General features: G+C 65.5%; 16 protein-coding genes. 5 read left to right on the forward strand and 11 right to left on the reverse strand.

From position 1 onward, the window contains the following. Positions 1 to 136: 136 nt before the first annotated feature. From LY44_RS15475 to LY44_RS15500, 6 genes are read right to left on the reverse strand one after another with little or no spacing between them, the layout of a single operon-like run. On the reverse strand, positions 137 to 1,291 hold the full coding sequence (locus LY44_RS15475) for an iron-containing alcohol dehydrogenase (protein ID WP_055213101.1): 1,155 nt from the start codon (positions 1,289 to 1,291) through the stop codon (positions 137 to 139). Continuing rightward, a complete protein-coding gene (locus LY44_RS15480; RefSeq protein WP_055213100.1) occupies positions 1,288 to 2,676 on the reverse strand; it encodes an aldehyde dehydrogenase family protein in 1,389 nt (462 codons plus the stop codon). The genes LY44_RS15475 and LY44_RS15480 overlap by 4 nt, the downstream gene beginning before the upstream one ends. A gap of 40 nt (positions 2,677 to 2,716) precedes the next feature. Beyond that, positions 2,717 to 4,081: a glutamine synthetase family protein gene (locus LY44_RS15485; protein ID WP_055213099.1), complete on the reverse strand. Its 1,365-nt coding sequence runs from the start codon at positions 4,079 to 4,081 to the stop codon at positions 2,717 to 2,719. A gap of 53 nt (positions 4,082 to 4,134) precedes the next feature. Next, entirely contained in the window at positions 4,135 to 5,169 is a 1,035-nt protein-coding gene (locus tag LY44_RS15490) for a TRAP transporter substrate-binding protein (protein WP_055213097.1), read from the reverse strand. A gap of 47 nt (positions 5,170 to 5,216) precedes the next feature. Continuing rightward, on the reverse strand, positions 5,217 to 6,542 hold the full coding sequence (locus tag LY44_RS15495; RefSeq protein WP_055213096.1) for a TRAP transporter large permease: 1,326 nt from the start codon (positions 6,540 to 6,542) through the stop codon (positions 5,217 to 5,219). Then, positions 6,542 to 7,048, reverse strand: coding sequence for a TRAP transporter small permease subunit (locus tag LY44_RS15500; RefSeq protein ID WP_055213163.1), 507 nt, complete (start codon positions 7,046 to 7,048; stop codon positions 6,542 to 6,544). Before LY44_RS15500 ends, LY44_RS15495 begins: the two co-directional genes overlap by 1 nt. Positions 7,049 to 7,320: 272 nt before the next feature. On the opposite strand from LY44_RS15500, the gene LY44_RS15505 reads away from it, so the two are divergent. After that, positions 7,321 to 8,193 (forward strand): MurR/RpiR family transcriptional regulator, encoded by an 873-nt coding sequence (locus tag LY44_RS15505; RefSeq protein ID WP_081024402.1) that lies wholly within the window; start codon positions 7,321 to 7,323, stop codon positions 8,191 to 8,193. 141 nt (positions 8,194 to 8,334) lie between these two features. Here the strand turns inward: LY44_RS15505 and LY44_RS15510 are convergent, their stop codons facing one another. The 4 genes from LY44_RS15510 to LY44_RS15525 form a co-directional block, all read right to left on the reverse strand. Beyond that, positions 8,335 to 9,381 (reverse strand): ABC transporter ATP-binding protein, encoded by a 1,047-nt coding sequence (locus LY44_RS15510; RefSeq protein ID WP_055213095.1) that lies wholly within the window; start codon positions 9,379 to 9,381, stop codon positions 8,335 to 8,337. Continuing rightward, entirely contained in the window at positions 9,378 to 10,160 is a 783-nt protein-coding gene (locus tag LY44_RS15515) for an ABC transporter permease (protein ID WP_055213094.1), read from the reverse strand. Before LY44_RS15515 ends, LY44_RS15510 begins: the two co-directional genes overlap by 4 nt. Then, positions 10,157 to 11,050 carry an ABC transporter permease gene (locus LY44_RS15520; RefSeq protein WP_055213092.1) on the reverse strand — a complete coding sequence of 298 codons (894 nt, stop codon included), beginning with the start codon at positions 11,048 to 11,050 and terminating at the stop codon, positions 10,157 to 10,159. The genes LY44_RS15515 and LY44_RS15520 overlap by 4 nt, the downstream gene beginning before the upstream one ends. Positions 11,051 to 11,120: 70 nt before the next feature. After that, complete coding sequence (locus tag LY44_RS15525; protein WP_223230757.1) at positions 11,121 to 12,179, reverse strand: ABC transporter substrate-binding protein; 1,059 nt, start codon at positions 12,177 to 12,179, stop codon at positions 11,121 to 11,123. 331 nt (positions 12,180 to 12,510) lie between these two features. Between LY44_RS15525 and LY44_RS15530 the strand changes: the two genes are divergently transcribed. After that, complete coding sequence (locus tag LY44_RS15530; protein ID WP_055213160.1) at positions 12,511 to 12,828, forward strand: antibiotic biosynthesis monooxygenase family protein; 318 nt, start codon at positions 12,511 to 12,513, stop codon at positions 12,826 to 12,828. A gap of 54 nt (positions 12,829 to 12,882) precedes the next feature. Continuing rightward, positions 12,883 to 13,347 carry an REP-associated tyrosine transposase gene (locus LY44_RS15535; RefSeq protein WP_139182468.1) on the forward strand — a complete coding sequence of 155 codons (465 nt, stop codon included), beginning with the start codon at positions 12,883 to 12,885 and terminating at the stop codon, positions 13,345 to 13,347. A 243-nt stretch (positions 13,348 to 13,590) separates the two neighbouring features. On the opposite strand, the gene LY44_RS15540 is transcribed toward LY44_RS15535, so the two are convergent. Further along, on the reverse strand, positions 13,591 to 15,249 hold the full coding sequence (locus tag LY44_RS15540; protein ID WP_055213088.1) for an NAD+ synthase: 1,659 nt from the start codon (positions 15,247 to 15,249) through the stop codon (positions 13,591 to 13,593). A gap of 148 nt (positions 15,250 to 15,397) precedes the next feature. Here LY44_RS15540 and LY44_RS15545 point away from each other — a divergent pair, with 148 nt between their 5' ends. Further along, complete coding sequence (locus LY44_RS15545; RefSeq protein WP_055213086.1) at positions 15,398 to 16,852, forward strand: MORN repeat-containing protein; 1,455 nt, start codon at positions 15,398 to 15,400, stop codon at positions 16,850 to 16,852. Positions 16,853 to 17,041: 189 nt separating this feature from the next. Continuing rightward, entirely contained in the window at positions 17,042 to 18,481 is a 1,440-nt protein-coding gene (locus LY44_RS15550) for a sensor histidine kinase (RefSeq protein WP_146707266.1), read from the forward strand. The last annotated feature ends 261 nt before the right edge of the window (positions 18,482 to 18,742 follow it).

An 18,742-nucleotide genomic window follows, 5' to 3' on the forward strand; every position in this document is an offset into this window, starting at 1 on the left:
CGTTTTCCGTTTCGAGACGAGAGCGAAACGCAGCGATTGTGGCAGGAATGTGGGGGAATGGCAGGAAAGCCGCAACCTGTGGGGGATGCCGCCAAGGGTGGTGGCCCGGCGGCATCGAAGCCGCCGGGCGCCGCGCTTACATGCAGGCGTCGAACAGCGCGCGGGTGTTTTCGCGCGTCATTTCGATCGGGTTGCCGCCGCAGGAGGGATCTTCCAGCGCCATCTCGGTCAGCATCGCCAGATCTTCCGGCTTCACGCCCATTTTCGTCAGCGTTTCCGGGATCTTGAGCTCCGCATTCAGGGCCACGACCGCGGCGCGGAAACCGTCAAAGCCGCCCGGAATGCCGATATAGGCGGCGGCTTTCTCGATCCGTTCCTCGATGGCGGCGCGGTTGTAATCGAGCACCATCGGCATCACGCAGGCATTCGTCGTGCCGTGATGGGTGCCGTAAACCGCGCCCACGGGGTGCGACAGCGAATGGATCGCGCCAAGGCCTTTCTGGAAGGCCACGGCGCCCATCGCGGCGGCCGACATCATATGGGCGCGGGCCTCGATGTCCTGCGGGGTCTTGTAGACCCTGGGCAGGTTCTCGAAGACAAGCCGCATCCCTTCGAGCGCGATGCCCTGCGACATCGGATGATAGAAGGGCGAGCAGTAGGCCTCAAGGCAATGCGCCAGCGCATCCATGCCGGTCCCCGCGGTGATGAAGGCGGGCATGCCCACCGTCAATTCCGGGTCGCAGATGGTGACCGCGGGCATCAGTTTCGGGTGGAAGATGATCTTCTTCTTGTGGGTGACGGAATTCGTCAGCACGCCGGCGCGGCCCACTTCCGACCCCGTCCCCGCCGTCGTCGGCACGGCGACGATGGGGGCGATCTTCGTGGCATCCGCCCGGGTGTACCAGTCGTCCACATCCTCCAGATCCCAGACCGAAAGGTCGGCGCGCTGATCGGCCATCAGCGCGATCATCTTGCCCAGATCCAAGGCCGAGCCGCCGCCGAAACAGATCACCCCGTCATGGCCGCCCGCCTTGTAGACGGCGATGCCCGCGGCCATGTTGCCCTCGTTCGGGTTCGGATCGACCTCCGAGAACACCGCCCGGCCAAGCCCGCCCTTGTCCATCACATCCAGCGCCTGCGCGGTGATCGGCAGGCTGGCCAGCGCCTTGTCGGTGACCAGCAGCGGCTTGGTGATGCCCACCGCCTTGCAATGATCGGCCAGCTCCGCGATCCGGCCGCAGCCGAATTTGATCGGCGTCGGGTAGTTCCAGTTTCTGTTCGGAACGCTCATTTCGTCACCTTCTTCAGATGGTAGGATTTCGGCCGCGTGACCGAATGATAGCCAAGGGCCGAGAGTGCCGCGCCGCGGCCGGTGTCCTTGCAGCCGGTCCAGCACAAAGCCGGGTCCAGATAGTCGCAGCGGTTCAGGAAGACGGTGCCGGTCTCGATCCGCGCGCCGATGGCGGCGGCGCGCTCCACATCCTGCGTCCAGAGCGAGCAGGTCAGACCGTAGGGGCTGTCATTCATCGCGGCGATGGCTTCTTCGTCATTCGCGACGGGCATGATGCCGACGACCGGGCCGAAGCTTTCCTCGCGCATCACCCGCATTTCGTGGTTCACATTGACCAGGATCTGCGGGGCCAGATAGGCGCCGCCGTCATCTTCCGGAAACAGCGCCGGGTCGATCAGCGCCGTCGCCCCCTCGGCGATGGCCTCGGCCACCTGCTCTCGCACCACATGGGCAAAGCGCTTGTGCGCCATCGGGCCAAGCGTCGTCGCCTGATCGAAAGGATTGCCCAGTTTCAAGGCCTTGACCCAGGCCACCGCCTTTTGGACGAAAGCATCGTAAAGGCTTTCATGCACATAGATCCGCTCGATGCCGCAGCAGCATTGCCCGGCGTTGAACATCGCGCCGTCCATCAGGCTGTCCACGGCGGCGTCCAGATCGACGTCGTCCATCACATAGCCCGGGTCCTTGCCGCCGAGTTCCAGCCCAAGCCCGGTAAAGGTGCCCGCCGCCGCCCGTTCGATCGCAGCCCCGCCGCCCACCGAGCCGGTGAAGTTGACGAAGTTGAAGGCGCGGTTTCGCAGCAGCTCCTCGGTCACGTCATGGGTGAGGTAAACGTTCTGGAACACGTCCTCGGGCACGCCCGCCTCGGTGAAGGCCTCGACCAGACGCTCGCCCACCAGCATGGTTTGCGTGGCGTGTTTCAAAACGACCGTGTTGCCCGCGATCAGCGCCGGAACCAGCGTGTTGATCGTGGTCAGATAGGGATAGTTCCACGGCGCGATGATGAAGACGACGCCCACGGGCTCGCGCGCAAGGCTGCGGCGGAAGCGGTCACTGTCCTCGACCACGGTGGGCGCAAGGGTCTTTCCCGCGATCTCGGCCATGTAATTGGTGCGCTCGTTCACGCCGCCGAATTCGCCGCCAAAACGCGTCGGGCGGCCCATCTGCCAGGCCAGCTCCTCGACCACGCGGTCCTTCATGTCATTGAGCCGCGCCACCCCGGCCTTGACCAGCGCGATGCGGTCTTCAAGCGGACGCGCCGCCCAATCGGCCTGCGCCGCCCGGGCGCGCGCGGCAACCGCCTCGGCTTCGGAGAGCGTCAGCGCCGGGCGCTCCGCATAGACCCGCCCATCCACCGGCGAGATACATTGGATCATCTTCGTCATGTCGACCTTCCTTTGGGGCGCCGTCGCCCCCGTGAACCCGTTACGCCCGCTCAAACCCGCGGTGCCGTTCCCAATCGGTCACGACGCGCAGGCTTTCCTCGATCTCCCAGCGCGCGGCGTGATAATAATGCTCCACCACATCTGCCCCCAGCGCCTGCGCGAGGAAAGCGGAATCCTTCAGCGCCTCGGCCGCCTCGATCAGCGAGCGTGGCACCCCGGGCGCGGCCTCGGACTGATACAGATCGCCATTCACCGGCTGGCCCGGGTCCAGCATCTGTTCGATCCCCTCCAGCCCCGCCGCCAGAAGCGCCGCGCAGGCCAGATAGGGGTTCAGATCGGCGCCGCCGATGCGGCATTCGACGCGGACGGATTTGGTGTTCTCGCCGCAGATCCGATAGCCCGCGGTGCGGTTGTCCAGCGACCAGACCGCCTTTGTCGGCGCGAACATGCCGACGCAGAAGCGCTTGTAACTGTTGACATAGGGCGCCAGAAAGACCGAAATCTCGCGCGAGAACGCCAGCTGCCCGGCCAGGAAATGCCGCATCACCGCGCTCATCCCATGCTCGGCCGCCGGGTCGTGAAAGGCGTTCTTCCCGTCTTTCCAGAGCGACTGGTGAATGTGGCTTGATGACCCCGCCTTGCGGTGATCGTATTTCGCCATGAAGGTGACGCTGGCGCCGTGTTGTTGCGCGATTTCCTTCACCCCAAGCTTGATCAGCGCATGCATGTCGGCGGTATCAAGCGCGTCGGAATATCTCGCATTGATCTCTTCCTGACCGGCCTCGGCCTCGCCCTTCGAGCATTCGATGGGGATCCCCGCGCCGTAAAGCTTGTTGCGGATGTCGCGCATGATCCGCTCGTCACGCGCCGAGCCCATCAGGTTGTAATCGACATTATACCGCGCCATCGGGGTGGGCAGCGGATAACCGGCATCGAACAGCGCCGGGAAGCTTTCCTCGAACAGGAAGAATTCCAGTTCGGTCGCCATCATCACGTCAAAGCCCATGGCTTTCGCCCGCTCGATCTGCCGCTTCAAGACCGTGCGCGGCGCATGGGCGACCGGCGCATGGGTGTGATGGTCAAGCACATCGCACATCACCAGGGCCGTGCCCGGGGCCCAGGGAATGGTGCGCAGGGTCGCCATGTCGGGCTTCATCACATAGTCGCCATAGCCGCGCGACCAGCTTGACGCCTTGTAGCCCGGCACGGTGATCATCTCCATGTCGGTGGCCAGCAGATAGTTGCAGCAATGCGTTTCCTCATGCGCGCTTTCGAGGAAATGCGCGGCATGAAAGCGCTTGCCCTGCAATCGGCCCTGCATGTCGCAGATGCAGGTGATGACGGTGTCGATCTCGCCGCTGGCAACGGCCTTCTTCAGCGCGGCAAAGGTCAGGTTTGCGGGCATCTCTCTCTCCTCCTCGGGCGGGGAAAGGCCGGGGCTGCCCCCGGCCCCACCGATCAGTAGCGATAGGGCACGCCGGCCTTGACCATCGTGTCGTTGTATTTCTTGATGATCTCGACCACCTTCGCCTTGAGCGGGCTTTCCGCGGCGATCTCGTCCCAGAACCTCTGCGCGGCCTCCTCGATTTTCGCGTAATCCTCGGGCGGAAGCGAGGTCAGCGTCATGTCGGCGCCCTCGACGCGCAGCTTGGCTTCGCCCGCCCAGTACCACCATTGGCGGCGGTAATGCGACTGGTCGAAACAGGTCTGCATCAGCTGTTGCAGATGCGCAGGCAGGGCATTCCAGCGCTCCATATTGGCGAAGAAATGCCCGATCCAGGCGCCCGAGATGTTGTTGGTCAGGAAATAGGGCGCGACCTTCGACCAGCCCGCGGTGTAATCCTCGGTGATGCCCGACCAGGCCAGACCGTCAAGCTCGCCCGTTTGCAGCGCCACCTCGACATCCTCCCAGGGCAGCGTGACCGGGATGACGCCGAATTGCGCCAAAAACCGCCCCGCCGTCGGGAAGGTGAAGACGCGCTTGCCCTTGAGATCTTCGAGCGACTTGATCGGCTCCTTCATGTTGAAGTTGCACGGATCCCAGGACCCCGCCGAGATATGCTTGATGCCGACCTTGGCGTATTCTTCCTTCCAGATCTGATCGAGGCCCCATTCGTTGAAGAGCGCAGGCACATCGAGCGAATAGCGCAGCGCGAGCGGGAAATAGCCGCCAAATACCGTCACCTCGGTCGGGCTGGCCATGCTGTCATCATCCGATTGCACCGCATCGATGGTGCCGTTCTGCATCGCGCGGAACAGCTCGCCCGTCGGCACCAGCTGGTCCGAGGTGTAAAGCTCGATCTCCATCTGGCCGTTCGCAATGGTGTTGAAGGCGTCAATCGCCGGTTTCACCACCTGCTCGGCCAGCACCGTGCCGGCATAGGTCTGCAACCGCCACTTGATCGGCGCCGATTGCGCCAGCGCCGGGGTCGCAAGACCCGCCGCAACACCCGCCGCGCCGGTGGTGAGGAAGGTCCGTCTGGTCGTCGTCATCTCTCTACTCCTTGTCGGTTGATGCCCCATTTTCGGGGTCGTTCGTGTCAGCGCCCCAGCATCGCCTGCGGCAGCCAAAGCGCGATTTGCGGAAACACCATGATCAGCACAAGCGTCAGCACCATCACCAGAACGAAGGGCCAGACCGAGCGGTAGATCACCGGAAGCGTATAATCCGGCGGCGCCAGCGCCTTCATCAGGAACAGGTTATAACCGAAGGGCGGGGTAAGATAGGCGATCTGACAGGTGATGGTATAAAGCACGCCATACCAGATCAGATCGAAGCCCAAAGCCTTGGCCAGGCTGACATAAACCGGCGCGACGATGACCAGCATCGCGGTGTCGTCCAGAAACATCCCCATGACCAGGAAGCTCAGCTGCATCAGCACCAGGATCTGCCAGGGTTCCAGCGCCAGATCCCTGGTGAAAAAGCTCTGGATCGCGCGCCCGGCCCCAAGCCCGTCGAAGACCGCGCCGAAACTCAGCGCCGCGGTGATGATCATCATGAACATCACGGTGATCAGCATCGTCTGTTTCGTCGCGGTTTCCAGCACATGCCAGCTCATCCGGCGCTTGGCCCAGGCGACCAGCACGGTGGCCGCGACGCCGATCACCGAGGTCTCGGTCAGGCTGGCCCAGCCGTTGAGGAAGGGCACCATCATCGCGACGAAGATGAAGACCGGCAGCAGCCCCGCCCGCAGCAGGCTGAACTTCTCGGCCCGGGTGATCGCGGCGCGTTCCTCGGCCGACATCCGCGGCGCCAGCGACGGGTTGGCCCAGGTGCGCAGGACGATGTAAAGGATGAACATCGCCGCCATCAAAAGCCCCGGCACGATGCCCGCCAGCCAGAGGTTCGACACCGGCTGGCGCGCGATCATCGCATAAAGCACCAGCACAACCGAGGGCGGGATCAGGATGCCAAGGCTCGAGCCCGCCTGAATCACCCCCGAAATCATCAGCTTGTCATAGCCGCGCCGCTGCAATTCGGGCAAAGCGATGGTGGCGCCGATCGCCATCCCCGCGACGGAAAGCCCGTTCATCGCGGAAATCAGCACCATCAACAGCACGGTGCCGATGGCGAGGCCCCCCGGCAGCGGCCCCATCCAGACGTGAAACATCCGGTAGAGATCCTCGGCCAGCCGGGTTTCGCTCATCACATAGCCCATGAAGATGAACATCGGCAGCGTCAGAAGCGCGGTCCATTTCATCAGCTTCATCACCGCCGAAAAGCCCATGTCGGCGCCGCCATCGCCCCAAAGCGTCAGCGCCGCAACCACGGCGACGAGGCCGATGGCGCCAAAGACGCGCTGCCCGGTCAGCATCATCAAGAGCATCGACGAGAACATCAGCGCGGCAATGGTGTTGTAATCCATCAGAGTTTCACTCCGCGCAGGGTGGCGAAATCGCGGATCAGCAGGGCTGTGGCCTGCAGCAGCATCAGCCCGAAAGCGAGCGTGATGACCGACTTGACCGGCCACAGCACCGGGCGCCAGGCGGTCGGATTTCGTTCCGACATTTCAAAGGAATAGACGGTGCTGTCAAAGGCGCCATAGAGCATCACGCCGAGATAGAACATCAGGCAGAAGACGGTGAAGACATCGGTCAGCGCCCGCCCCTTGTGCGAGAGGCGCCCGTAGATCAGGTCCATCCGCACGTTCACATCGGTCTGCAGCGCAAAGGGCGCGCCCAGCATGTAATAGGCGACCAGCGTGAATTGCGCCATTTCCAGCGTCCAGAGCGCCGGGACATGCACGGCCTTGGTCAGCATCGAGACGATCATGATCCCCATGATCACATAAAGCAGATACATGGCGAACCGGCCGACGCGCCGGTTCACCCCGTCAATGAAATGCACATAGGCGACAAGCACACGGGGCATCAGGCGGCCTCCTTTGTTGCACGCGGTTGCATCGGCGCCGCGGCAGGCCGCATCCGGGCGCGGCGGTCCGCCGCCGCGCATCCCGTGATGACGACCGCGCCTCTTGTCGGTTCTTTCACCCTGGCTCCCTGGTCTTGACGGCGATTCTGCGATCTCCTGTCGTGCAGGCTTGACCGGACGCAAGAAACTGTCAACTTCATTTCAGGGGAAGCAATTCTGTTACAATCTGTTCGGCAGGGGCGGACCGCCTTTGCCGCAGCGAGGTGCCCGTTTTGGCGGCAGGCAAGGCCACGATCGAGGAGCAGCTGCGCGGCGCGATCGACACGATGACGCGCGCGGAACGGCAATTGGCGGGTCATGTGCTGCGGCATTATCCGCTGGCGCTGCTCGGCTCGGTCACGCAGCTGGCGCGGGCGGCGCAGGTCAGCTCGCCCACGGTGGTGCGGCTGGCGCAGAAGATGGGCTTTGGCGGCTATCCGGGGCTGCAGGGGGCGGTGCGCGACGAGCTGGAAGCGCGGCTGGAAGGTCCGCTCTCGAAACACGACCGCTGGTCGGCGCAGGCGCCGAAAGCCCATGTGCTCAATCGCTTCGCCGATGCGGTGCTGGGCAATCTGCAGGCGACGCTGGCGCAGATCGACCAGCAGGATTTCGACGCGGCAGCGGATCTGATGGCCGATCCCGCGCGCAAGGTCTTTGCCACGGGGGGCCGGATCACGCTGGCGATGGCGGAATATTTCGTCACCCACATGAAGGTGATCCGCCCCGAGGTGGAGCTGCTGATGCCGGTCTCGAACGCCTGGCCGCCCGCGCTGCTGGAGATGCGCCGGGGCGATGTGCTTTTGGCCTTCGACATCCGCCGCTATGAGAACAACGTGCTGCAACTGGTTGAAATGGCAGCCGAACAGGGGGCCGAGGTGGTGCTGGTCACCGACCCCTGGATCAGCCCCGCGGCAGCGCATGCGCGCTATCGGTTCTCGGTTCAGGTCGAGGTGCCCTCGGCCTGGGACAGCACGGTGGCAATTCAACTGCTGGTCGAAACGCTGATGGCGGCGGTGCAGGATCTGACCTGGCAGACGACGTCGGACCGGATGGCGCGGCTGGAAGCACTTTACGAACGCGCGCGGTTCTTTCGCGGCCGGAAGTAAGGAAGGGGGGGACGCTGCCCCCCTCTTGGCCTGACGGCCAATTCACCCCCCGAGGTATTTCGGGCAAGATGAAAGCAGGACCCGGCCGCCCTTTCATCTTGCCTCAAATATCCCGGGGGTGCGGGGGCAGCGCCCCCGCCCTCAGGCCCCGATCACCATGAGATCGGCCGCATTCAGGCCAAGCGTAACCTCGGTGCCCACCTGCGGCGGCGCGACGTGGCTGTTGTTGAACGTGTCAAAGGCGATCGGCTGGCCCGCCAGATCGGCGCGCAAACGGATCACCGAGCCGAGGAAATCCACCTCGCGGATCGTCGCGGTCAGCCGCGTGTCGTGCGTCCCCTGCCCCAGCGTCACCGCCTCGGGGCGCAGGCCCAGCGTCACCGCGCCGGGGGGCAGCGGCCGGGCCAGGTCGATCTCGGTCGCGCCCAGCCGCACCCGGCCGGTCGCAGCGTCCAGCACCTGCGCATCGAGCGTGTTCAGCGTGCCGACGAAGCCCGCGACAAAGCGGGTGGCGGGGCGGTTGTAGATGTCAAAGGGCGTGCCGACCTGATCGGCGATCCCCTCATGCATCACCACGACCCGGTCCGACATCGAGAGCGCCTCTTCCTGGTCATGGGTCACGAAGATCGTGGTGATGCCAAGCTCGCGCTGGATCGCCCGGATCTCGTTGCGCAGCGACACCCGGACCTTGGCATCGAGCGCCGAAAGCGGCTCATCGAGCAGCAGCACCGAGGGTTTCGGCGCCAGCGCGCGCGCCAGCGCCACGCGTTGCTGCTGGCCGCCCGAAAGCTGGAACGGATAGCGGTTGCCGAGTTCGGGCAGGCCGATCAGCGCCAGCATCTCCTCGACCCGCCGCGCGATCTGGGCGCGCGGCGTGCCCTTGACCTTGAGCCCGAAGCCGACGTTCTGCGCCACGGTCAGGTTCGGAAAGAGCGCGTAAGCCTGAAACACCATGCCGATATTGCGCTGGTTCGGCTTGAGGTCGGTCACCTCCTTGCCCGCGATGGTGATGGCGCCGGTCGTCGGCGTCTCGAACCCCGCCACCATCCGCAGCACGGTGGTTTTCCCGCAGCCCGAGGGGCCCAGAAGCGAGATGAACTCGCCCTTTTCGACGCTCAGGTTGAAGTCCTTCACCACGCGCAGCGTGCCGAAGCGTTTCTCCAGATGGGTCAGCTCAAGATAGCTCATCGCGGGGCCTTGTCGTGTTTGGTGAACCGGGTGACGAGCTGGATCAGCCCCATGCAGGCCCAGGTGATGATGAAGGCGATGGTGGCGAGCGCGAAGGGCTCGTAGGCGCGGTTGGCCCCCATCAGTTGCAGATAGGGCCCGAAGGCCGGGCGATCCAAAAGCGCCGCGAGGGTGAATTCGCCCATGACGATGGCAAAGGTGACAAAGGCGCCCGAGAGCACCGAGACCAGCACATTGGGCAGGATCACCCGCGCCAGGATCGTGCCCCAACCGGCCCCCAGCGACTGCGCGGCTTCCGTCAGCGTCGCCACGTCGATGGTGCGCAGCCCGGTATCGACGGCGCGATACATGTAAGGCAGGCTCAGCGTCGCATAGCCGAAGAGAAGCAGCAGGTTGGTGCCAGATGTGGTGCCGGTCAGCGGCAGCCAGCTTGAAGTGTTGTAAAGCCGGATATAGCCGAAGACGATGACGATGGCCGGGATCACCAGCGGCAACAGGGTGACGAATTCGATCACCGGGCGCCAATGCGGCAGCTTGAGCCGCACCCAGAAGGCCGTCGGCACCACCAGCACGACGCCGAAGACGATGGTCAAGACCGCCATCAGCACCGAATAGCTGAAGGTGTCGCGAAAGCGCGGATCGGCGAAGACGACGCGGTAGGCCTCAAGACTGTATTCGCCGCGCGTCATCGACAGCGAGAATTCCACCAGCCCCACCAGCGGCAGGATGAAATAGGCCATGCCCAGCAAAAGGATGGCCCAGGCGGCGGCGGTCTTCATTTCAGCCACCTTTCCGACCGCATCCGCAGCCAGATGTAAAGGATATTGGCGAAAGCGGTGATCAGGATCATGCCGAAGGCCATCGCATAGCCCAGATGCGGATTGCCCAGAACGTCACCGCGGATCTGCGCGAAGAGCATGATCGGCACGATGTTCAGGCTCGATCCCGTCAGCGCAATGGCGGTGGCGACGGCGCCAAAGGCATTGGCGAAGAGCAGCGCGAAGGTGCCCAAAAGCGACGGGAAAAGGATCGGCAGCGCGACCGAGGTCCAGTATTGCGTCGCGGTGGCGCCCAGCGATTGCGCCGCTTCGCGCCATTCGCGTTTCAGACCGTCGAGCGCCGGGGTGATGATCAGGATCATCAGCGGGATCTGAAAGAAGATATAGGTGATCGTCAGGCCCCAGAACGACAGGATGTTGAAGCCATGCGCCCGCAGGTTGATGCCGAATTCGGTGCGCAGCCAGACGGTGACAAGGCCGAGGGGGCCAAGCGTCGCCAGAAAGGCGAAGGCGAGCGGCACGCCCGCGAAATTCGAGGCGACGCCGGAAAAGGTGAGCAAAGGCGCGCGGATCCCCCGCGGCAGACCGCCCAGCACCATCGCCGCGGCCATCAGAAAGCCGATCAGCGCGCCCAAGGCCGCCGAGGCCACGGAAATCTTGATCGAGATCCAGTAGCTCGCCAGGATCGAGGGGGTGAAGAGCCCGATCAGGTTTTCAAAGGTGAAACTGCCATCGGCGCGTTGAAAGGCGCCGATCACGATCTTCATCGTCGGCGCGATCAGGAACAGGCCCACGAAGAGCGCGAAGGGAACGAGGCCCAGCCAGGCAAGGCGCAACCGTCGGCGGGACGGGGCGGCCGGGGGGGCGGCGGGGGGGGATGTGTCGGTCACGGCGGCCCTTGGTCGGGAGCGGGAAAACCGCCCCCGGGATCCCCGGAGGCGGCACAATCTTTCGAGCCGATTACTGGACGTTGGCGCCCACGACCTTGTCCCAGCCCTCGGTGACGGCGGCCTTGTTGGCATCCTGTTCCGCAAGGGTCGGGAAATAGGCGGCCTGATAGGCTTCCGCCGGAGGCAGCTTGGCCATCGCCTCGGCATCAAGCTTGCCCGCCGCCGCCATCGCGTTGAAGCGCGCCGGGTGGCAATAGCCCTTCAGCCAGAGGTTCTGACCTTCATCCGAATAAAGGTATTCCATCCAGAGTTTCGCGGCATTCGGATGCGGCGCATGGGCCGAGATCGCCTGCACATAGACGCCCGCCAGAACGCCGGTCTGCGGCACCACCACCTCGACCGGCGGGTTGCCCTTGAGCGTGTCGCGCGCCGACAGCGCGTTATAGTCCCACATCACCACGATCGGCGTGGCGCCTTGCGCCAGCGTGCCCGCCTTGCCGATGACCGGCACGAAATTGCCCGCGTCGTTCATCGCCTTGAAGTAATCGAGCCCCTTGGCCCCGGCTTCGGCGCCCGCCGCACCGCCATTCGCCATGCCCGCGGCCAGAACCGCCAGGATCGCCTGGTTCGAGGCGCGCGGATCGCCCGCCAGCGCCACCTGACCGGCGTAATCCGCTTTCAGCAGATCGGCCCAGTCGGCGGGCGGCACCGGCACCAGATCCTTGTTCACCATGAAGGACATGACGCCATAATAGTCGCCATACCAGTAGCCGTCGGCATCCTTGATCTCGGCCGGGATCTCGTCCCAGGTCGAGACCTTGTAGGGCTGGATCAGCCCTTCTTCCTTGGCCTGCGGGCCGAAGGACAGGCCGACGTCGATCACGTCGGGGGCCTGCGGGCCGGTGTTGCCCTTGTTGGCGCGGATCGCCTCCAGCTCGTCGGCCGAACCGGCGTCGGGGTTCAACTCGTTCACCTTGATGTCGGGATACTTGGCCTTGAAGCCCTCGATCACCGCGCCGTAGCCACACCAGTCATGCGGCAGCGCGATCGTCGTCAGCTGGCCTTCGGCCTTGGCGGCGGCTTCCAGCGCGGCCAGATCCTCGGCGTGAACAAGCGCCGTCGTGGCCATCAGCAAAGCCGCACCGGCAAGGACGTGCATCGGTTTCATCTGTCTCTCTCCCCGTTATCGGAAGGTTGGGCCCACAATGGGCACCAGCCAGCACCTAGGCGCGTTCTGTGACAGTCTGTTGACAGCCAGGCCCCCGGCGGTCGGTCGTGGCCGACAGCGAAAGACTTGCCCGAAAACCAGCCGCTTGCAACATTTCTGTTATCGATCCGTCACATTCAGCCGGAACGCGAGCTTGCCGCTGCGGCAGGTCGCGCAAGCCCTGCTGCGGGGGGTGGATTTTTCGGGCAACTGCGTCATTCTTGAACGTGAGCAAACCGAATGGGAGGATGGAATGGCCGAGATCAGCAAGGATTTCACCGGGCAGACGGTGATCTGCACCTTCGAAATGACCCCCGCGACGGCGATCGAACTGATGGAGGCGCTGCAATCGGCCTATGCCGAGTGCATCAGCAAATCGGCGGGGTTCATCGGCGCGGGGCTGCACATGAACGATGCCCACACCCGCATCGCCACCTATTCGAAATGGGAAAAGCGCGGCGATTATCAGGCGATGCTGCGCAGCCCCGAGATGATCACCCGCAATCGCCACATCGCCACTTTGTGCCGCAGCTTCGAGCCGGTGATGTATGAGGTTGCCGCCGATTTCTAGGTCCGAACCGGACGGATTCAGGGTTCGTTAACCCTGTGGGCGCAGGATCGGTGCATGAGCCTCATGGACCGATTCCCGCTTCCGGGGCAGACCCGGTTCTTCACGCTCCGCCTTTTGCGGACCGGAAGCTGTCTGCTTGTCGATCACATCGCAGACCTGCGGGCCGCCTGGGCCGCGATGGTCGCCGAACATCCCACCATCTGCGGCGCGATGGTGGTTCTGCCCGATCACCTGCATGCGGTGCTGACGCTGCCGCCGGGGCCGCGGGCGGTGTCGGTGCGCTGGTCGCAATTGCGCCGCGATTTCGCGGGCCGTGTCGCCCCCGAGGCGCCCGAGACGATCTGGCAGCCCGAGATCCTGATCGAGCCGCTGCCGGATGCGGCCGCGGTGAACCGCGCCCTGGCCTTTTGCTGGGAGGCGCCGGTGCGGCTGGGTCTGGCGAAACATCCCGAGGACTGGCCCTATTCCTCGCTGCACCGCGATCTGCGCATTGCCGCAAGGCGGCGGATGGGGGCCTAGGCCCCTGCCCTTTTTTTGACCGAGGCCATCGCCGAGGTCATGCGCCACATTTGCCTCAGGATCGCCGAGGGCCCAAAGGCCCTCGGCCAGCGCCCGCCCCGCCCTCGGCGGGCGCTTCTCGCCCGCCGGGTCAGGCGCTGGCCTCTGGTGCGCTTGGGGAAACGGTCGTGCCGGGCGGTTGCGCGACGGGCGGGGAAACGCGTTGCGTTTCCTGTTCCGCCCGATCCCGCGGTCGGGGCAACTTCAGCCCTGATCCCGCCAGCGGTTCACCATCGGATAGCGCCGATCCAGCCAGAACGCCCGTGTCGTCAGCCGCGGCCCGGGCGCGGACTGGAACCGCTTCCATTCGGAAATGTAAAGCAGATGCTCGATCCGTTTCACCGTCGCGCGGTCAAACCCCGCCGCGACGATCTGATCGACTGATTGATCGCCCTCGACCAGCCGCTCCAGAATCGCATCCAGCACCTCATAGGGCGGCAGGCTGTCCTGATCCGTCTGGTTCTCGCGCAGCTCGGCGCTTGGCGGCTTGTCGATGATCGCAACCGGGATCACTTCGCCCGCGGGCGCCCGCATCCAGGGCCGATGCGTGGCGTTGCGCCACCGGCAGGTCTCGAAGACGCGGGTTTTATAAAGGTCTTTCAGCGGGTTGTAACCTCCCGCCATGTCGCCGTAGATGGTGCAGTAGCCCACCGCCACCTCGGATTTGTTGCCGGTGGTCAGCAGCATCGCGCCGAACTTGTTCGAGATCGCCATCAGGATCACACCCCGCAGCCGCGACTGGATGTTCTCCTCGGTCACGTCGGGCGCGGTGCCCGCCAGCACATGGGCCAGCGCGCCCTCGACCGCCGCCCGGGGCTCCTCGATGGCGACCGTATCGAGCCGCGCCCCCAGCCGCCGCGCCAGATCGGCGGCATCATCAAGCGAGCCCTGCGAGGTGTAGCGCGAGGGCAGCATCACGCAATGCACGTTCCCGGCCCCGAGCGCATCGGCGGCGATGACCGCCACCAGCGCGGAATCGATCCCGCCCGAGAGCCCCAGAACCACCCTGGAAAACCCGGATTTGCGCAGATAATCCTGCAGCCCCAGCACCATGGCGCGGTAATCCTGCTCGATGTCGCCGGGCGGCGGCACGATCTCGCCCGGCACCGCCCGCCAGCCCGCCGCGCTGCGCTGCAGATCGACATGCACCACCGCTTCCTCGAAGGCGGGCAGCTGCACCGCCACCTCTCCATCGGGGTTCAGCACGAAACTGGCGCCATCGAAGAGCTGATCATCCTGCCCGCCGACCATGTTCAGATACAAAAGCGGCAGCCCGGTTTCCGCCACCCGCGCCACCGTCACCGCGCGGCGCAGATCCAGCTTGCCGCGCCGATAGGGCGAGCCATTGGGCACCATCAGCACCTCGGCCCCCGCCGCCGCCAAGGCCCCCGCCACATCCGGGTGCCAGGCATCCTCGCAGACCGGGATGCCCAGCGCCACCGGGCCAAGCCGCAAGGGGTCGCTGACCGGCCCTTGATCGAAGAGCCGCATCTCGTCAAAGACATCGTCATGCGGCAGATGATGCTTGAGCGCGCGGGCGATCACCCGGCCGTCCTTCAGCACCCACCAGGCGTTGTAACTTCCTGTTTCATCGACATAAGGCCCGCCAATGCCCAGCGCGGGCCCGTCCATCACCTGCGCCGCCAGCGCCCGCATCGCCGCCATCGCATCGCGCAGGAAGGCCGGTTTCAGCACCAGATCCTGGGTCTGATAGCCGGTCAGGAACATCTCGGGCAGCGCCACCAGATCGGCCCCCGCGGCGCGGCCCGCCTGCCAGGCCGCCAGCGCCTTTTCGGTATTGGCGGCCAGCGCCCCCACCGTCGGGTTCAGTTGCGCAAGGGTGATGCGGAAACGATCTGTCATGCTGGATCCTGTCTGTTGCCCCTGATGTAACGCCAAGGGCGGGCGGGGAAAAGCACCCGGGCGCGAAATCCGCGGCCGCCGGGCGCTTGTCACGCTTTTGGCACGCCATTAGGTTTGCGCCGATCGGGCCATCAGGCGGGGGAAAAGCATGGGGCAAGCGGGCAAGCGGGGGCTGATGCTGGCGGCGGCGCTGGTTTTCGCCGGGGCGGCGCAGGCCGAAGAGGTGCAGACCAAGCAATATCAGGACGGCGGCATTTACGAGGGCACGTTCAAGGACGGCAAGCAGGACGGCCATGGCAAATACCGCCTGCCCTCGGGTTACGAATACGAAGGCGACTGGCGCGCGGGCGAAATCGTCGGTCAGGGCCGCGCCCGCTTTCCCGACGGCTCGATCTACGAGGGCAGCTTTGCCCGCGGCAAGCCCGAGGGCCGCGGCAAGATCACCTATCCCGATGGCGGCACCTACGAGGGCGACTGGGTCGCGGGCGAGATCACCGGCACCGGCGTCGCGCTTTATGCCAACGGCACCCGCTACGAGGGCCGCTTCGCCAAGGCGCTGCATGACGGCGCGGGCGTGCTGACCGGCGCCGACGGCTACCGCTACGAGGGCGACTGGGTGCAGGGCGTGAAACAGGGTCGCGGCAAGATCACCTACCCGGACGGCGCCCGTTACGAAGGCGAGATGGCGGGCGGCTTGCGCGCAGGCCGCGGCACGCTGATCCTGAAGACCGGGGTCACCTATGAGGGCGACTGGAAGGCCGGTCAGATGGAGGGTCAGGGCGTGCTGATCCAGCCCAATGGCGACCGCTACGAGGGCGCGATGGTGGCGGGCAAGCGGCAGGGCAAGGGCCGGGTGACCTACGCCAACGGCGATCTTTACGAGGGCGAGTTTCTGGCCGACAAGCCGCAGGGTCAAGGCCATTTCCGCGGCGCGGACGGCTATGACTACACCGGCGGCTGGGTCGAGGGCCGAATCGAGGGCCGGGGCCGGGCGCGTTTCCCCGACGGCTCGGTCTACGAGGGCGATTTCCGCAATGACATGCCCGAGGGCACGGGCAAGATCACCTATCCCGACGGCGCCAGCTACGAGGGCGGCTGGGTCGCGGGCAACATCGCCGGCCGGGGCCTGGCGCGTTATGCGAACGGCCTTGTTTATGAAGGCGAATTTCTGGACGCCCGGCAGCATGGCAAGGGCAGGATGACCTATCCCGACGGCTATGTCTATGACGGCGACTGGGCCGACGGCACAAGGCAGGGCCGCGGCCGCGCCACCCATCCCGACGGCACGATCTACGAGGGCGGCTTCGAGGCCGGGCAGCGCTCGGGCCGGGGCAAGCTGATCACGCCCGACGGCTTCACCTATGACGGCATGTGGCGCGACGGCGAGATCGACGGGCCGGGCAAGGCCAGCTATGCCAATGGCGATGTCTACGAGGGCAATTTCGTGCAGGGCCGCCGTCAGGGCAAGGGGGTGATGCGCTACGCCTCGGGCAAGGTCGCGGGCGGCACCTGGGCCGAGGACCGTCTGGCCGAACCGGCCGAAGCGCTGCCCCCTCCCCCGCCGCCGCAACCGCAAGCCCAACCGCCCGGAAGCGCCGAGTGAGGCCCCGCCCGATGCAATCCTGCCGCGATTTTTCGCATCCCTCCTGCCGTTATTGGCAACTATCCCGCGAATGCGGTAGAATGGTAAGAAATCGGTAGGGGAAACCGGGGTATTGCTGAGACAGGCGGGATTCGGCCTGTGTGGGCGGTCCGCGCGGAACAGCCCGCAGCGATCGGGCAGGTGGGTGTGTTGGCAAGTCAGCAGTCCGACATTGATGGCATCGACGGCCGCAAGGAAATCGACCGCCTGTTCGATCTGGAATACGGTCGGCGGCTGGATGCGGCCTTCCGTTTCGGCCTGATCCTTTCCGTGGGCGTGGTGCTGCATTTCTACCTCGACGGCCTGATGGCGGTCTGGTGGATCGCGGCGCAGGCCGTCGGGCACGTCGTCCATTTCCTGTTCCTGCGCAGCCGCGGCGAGACCTGCTCGCGCCGCGAGGTGCTGATTGCAGGGGCGGTGTTCTGGTATCTGGTCGCCGCCTTCATCTGGCTGCCCGCCGAGATGATCACCACCGCGGATCCGGCCTTGCGGATCGGCGGCGCGGCGGGGATGGGGGCGATGCTCGTCTTCCTGATCTATCGCTCGGACCGGGTGCTGGCGATCATGCTGGGCGAGATCGCGGTGATCGGCGCGGCCATCGCCTGGGTGGTGTTCCGCACCATCCAGCAGCTGGACCATCCCGGCGCGATCCTTGGCACGATCCTGGCCGCGGCGGGGCTGCATGTCTATTTCTCGCTGACGCTGCTGGCGCATCGGCGCATCCGGATCGAGGCCGAACGGGCCGCGCTGCGCTCGGTCCAGGCGCAGAAGATGGAGGCGATCGGCCAGCTTGCGGGCGGGGTTGCCCATGATTTCAACAACATCCTGACCGCGGTGATCGGCAATCTCGATCTTTACGACGCCATGGACACCGAGGCCGAACGGCTCAATGCGGTGACCGAGGCGAAGACGGCGGCCTTGCGCGCGGCGGAACTGGTCAAGCAGCTGCTCGCCTATGCGCGGCGCACGCAGATGCGGATCACCCGGCGCGATGTCGGGGCGCTGCTCGAACAGCTGCAACTGCTGACGCGGCGGCTTCTGCCCGCCTCGATCACCCAGGATTTCGAGGCGCCGCAGACGCCGCTCTGGGTCGCGCTGGATGAAAACCAGTTCATCACCGCGCTGGTCAATCTGGTCGTCAACGCCCGCGATGCCATGCCCGCGGGCGGCACGCTGACGGTCTCGGCGCGGCCGGTGCATCTGTTCACCGACGACGTGCAGCCCGATGGCACGGTCCTGCCCGCGGGCGATTACGCGGAGGTGACGGTGGCCGATACCGGCACCGGCATCCCGCCCGAGATCATCCGCCGCGTCACCGAACCCTTCTTCACCACCAAGGCCGTGGGCCAGGGCTCGGGGCTGGGGCTGAGCATGGTCGATGGCTTCGCCCGGCAATCGGGCGGCCTGCTGACCATCGACAGCTCGTCCGAGGGCACGGCGATGCATCTTCTGCTGCCGATCGCCCCGGCCGAGGAAACCCGGCCCGACACCGCCGAAGACACGCCGCCGCCCGAGGCGCCGCAGCCGCAAGGCCGGGCGCAGCCGGGCGGGCGCGGCCCCGCGCCCGGGCTGCGGATCTCGCAGGCCTGACCCCGCGCCGCCATTTTCCGGGCCGCGCATTTTCGGGCTTTTCATTTTCCCGCCGCCCCGCCATAGTCCCGTCATGGCACGGAACACGATCAGTTTCATCGGCAAGCGCGGGGCTTTCGCCCCCCTTCTTTCCGTGCGCGGCCTCCTTCTTCTGAGCCTGCTCTGAGCGTGCCCCCGGGCGCGACCGCTCAGATGTATCAGCGCCCACCCCCCGAACCCCAGGCGAGACGCTGGCATTCGGGAGACCGCAAGGCTAAGACA

The sequence above is a fragment of the Rhodobacter capsulatus genome (genome assembly GCF_003254295.1).
Taxonomy (GTDB): domain Bacteria; phylum Pseudomonadota; class Alphaproteobacteria; order Rhodobacterales; family Rhodobacteraceae; genus Rhodobacter; species Rhodobacter capsulatus.

What these genes read in the sequence shown, in the direction of transcription:
- LY44_RS15475 (WP_055213101.1), bottom strand. Translation starts at nt 1,291, where the DNA reads ATGAGCGTTCCGAACAGAAACTGGAACTACCCGACGCCGATCAAATTC.
- LY44_RS15480 (WP_055213100.1), bottom strand. Translation starts at nt 2,676, where the DNA reads ATGACGAAGATGATCCAATGTATCTCGCCGGTGGATGGGCGGGTCTAT.
- LY44_RS15485 (WP_055213099.1), bottom strand. Translation starts at nt 4,081, where the DNA reads ATGCCCGCAAACCTGACCTTTGCCGCGCTGAAGAAGGCCGTTGCCAGC.
- LY44_RS15490 (WP_055213097.1), bottom strand. Translation starts at nt 5,169, where the DNA reads ATGACGACGACCAGACGGACCTTCCTCACCACCGGCGCGGCGGGTGTT.
- LY44_RS15495 (WP_055213096.1), bottom strand. Translation starts at nt 6,542, where the DNA reads ATGGATTACAACACCATTGCCGCGCTGATGTTCTCGTCGATGCTCTTG.
- LY44_RS15500 (WP_055213163.1), bottom strand. Translation starts at nt 7,048, where the DNA reads ATGCCCCGTGTGCTTGTCGCCTATGTGCATTTCATTGACGGGGTGAAC.
- LY44_RS15510 (WP_055213095.1), bottom strand. Translation starts at nt 9,381, where the DNA reads ATGAGCTATCTTGAGCTGACCCATCTGGAGAAACGCTTCGGCACGCTG.
- LY44_RS15515 (WP_055213094.1), bottom strand. Translation starts at nt 10,160, where the DNA reads ATGAAGACCGCCGCCGCCTGGGCCATCCTTTTGCTGGGCATGGCCTAT.
- LY44_RS15525 (WP_223230757.1), bottom strand. Translation starts at nt 12,179, where the DNA reads ATGGCCACGACGGCGCTTGTTCACGCCGAGGATCTGGCCGCGCTGGAA.
- LY44_RS15530 (WP_055213160.1), top strand. Translation starts at nt 12,511, where the DNA reads ATGGCCGAGATCAGCAAGGATTTCACCGGGCAGACGGTGATCTGCACC.
- LY44_RS15535 (WP_139182468.1), top strand. Translation starts at nt 12,883, where the DNA reads ATGAGCCTCATGGACCGATTCCCGCTTCCGGGGCAGACCCGGTTCTTC.
- LY44_RS15540 (WP_055213088.1), bottom strand. Translation starts at nt 15,249, where the DNA reads ATGACAGATCGTTTCCGCATCACCCTTGCGCAACTGAACCCGACGGTG.
- LY44_RS15545 (WP_055213086.1), top strand. Translation starts at nt 15,398, where the DNA reads ATGGGGCAAGCGGGCAAGCGGGGGCTGATGCTGGCGGCGGCGCTGGTT.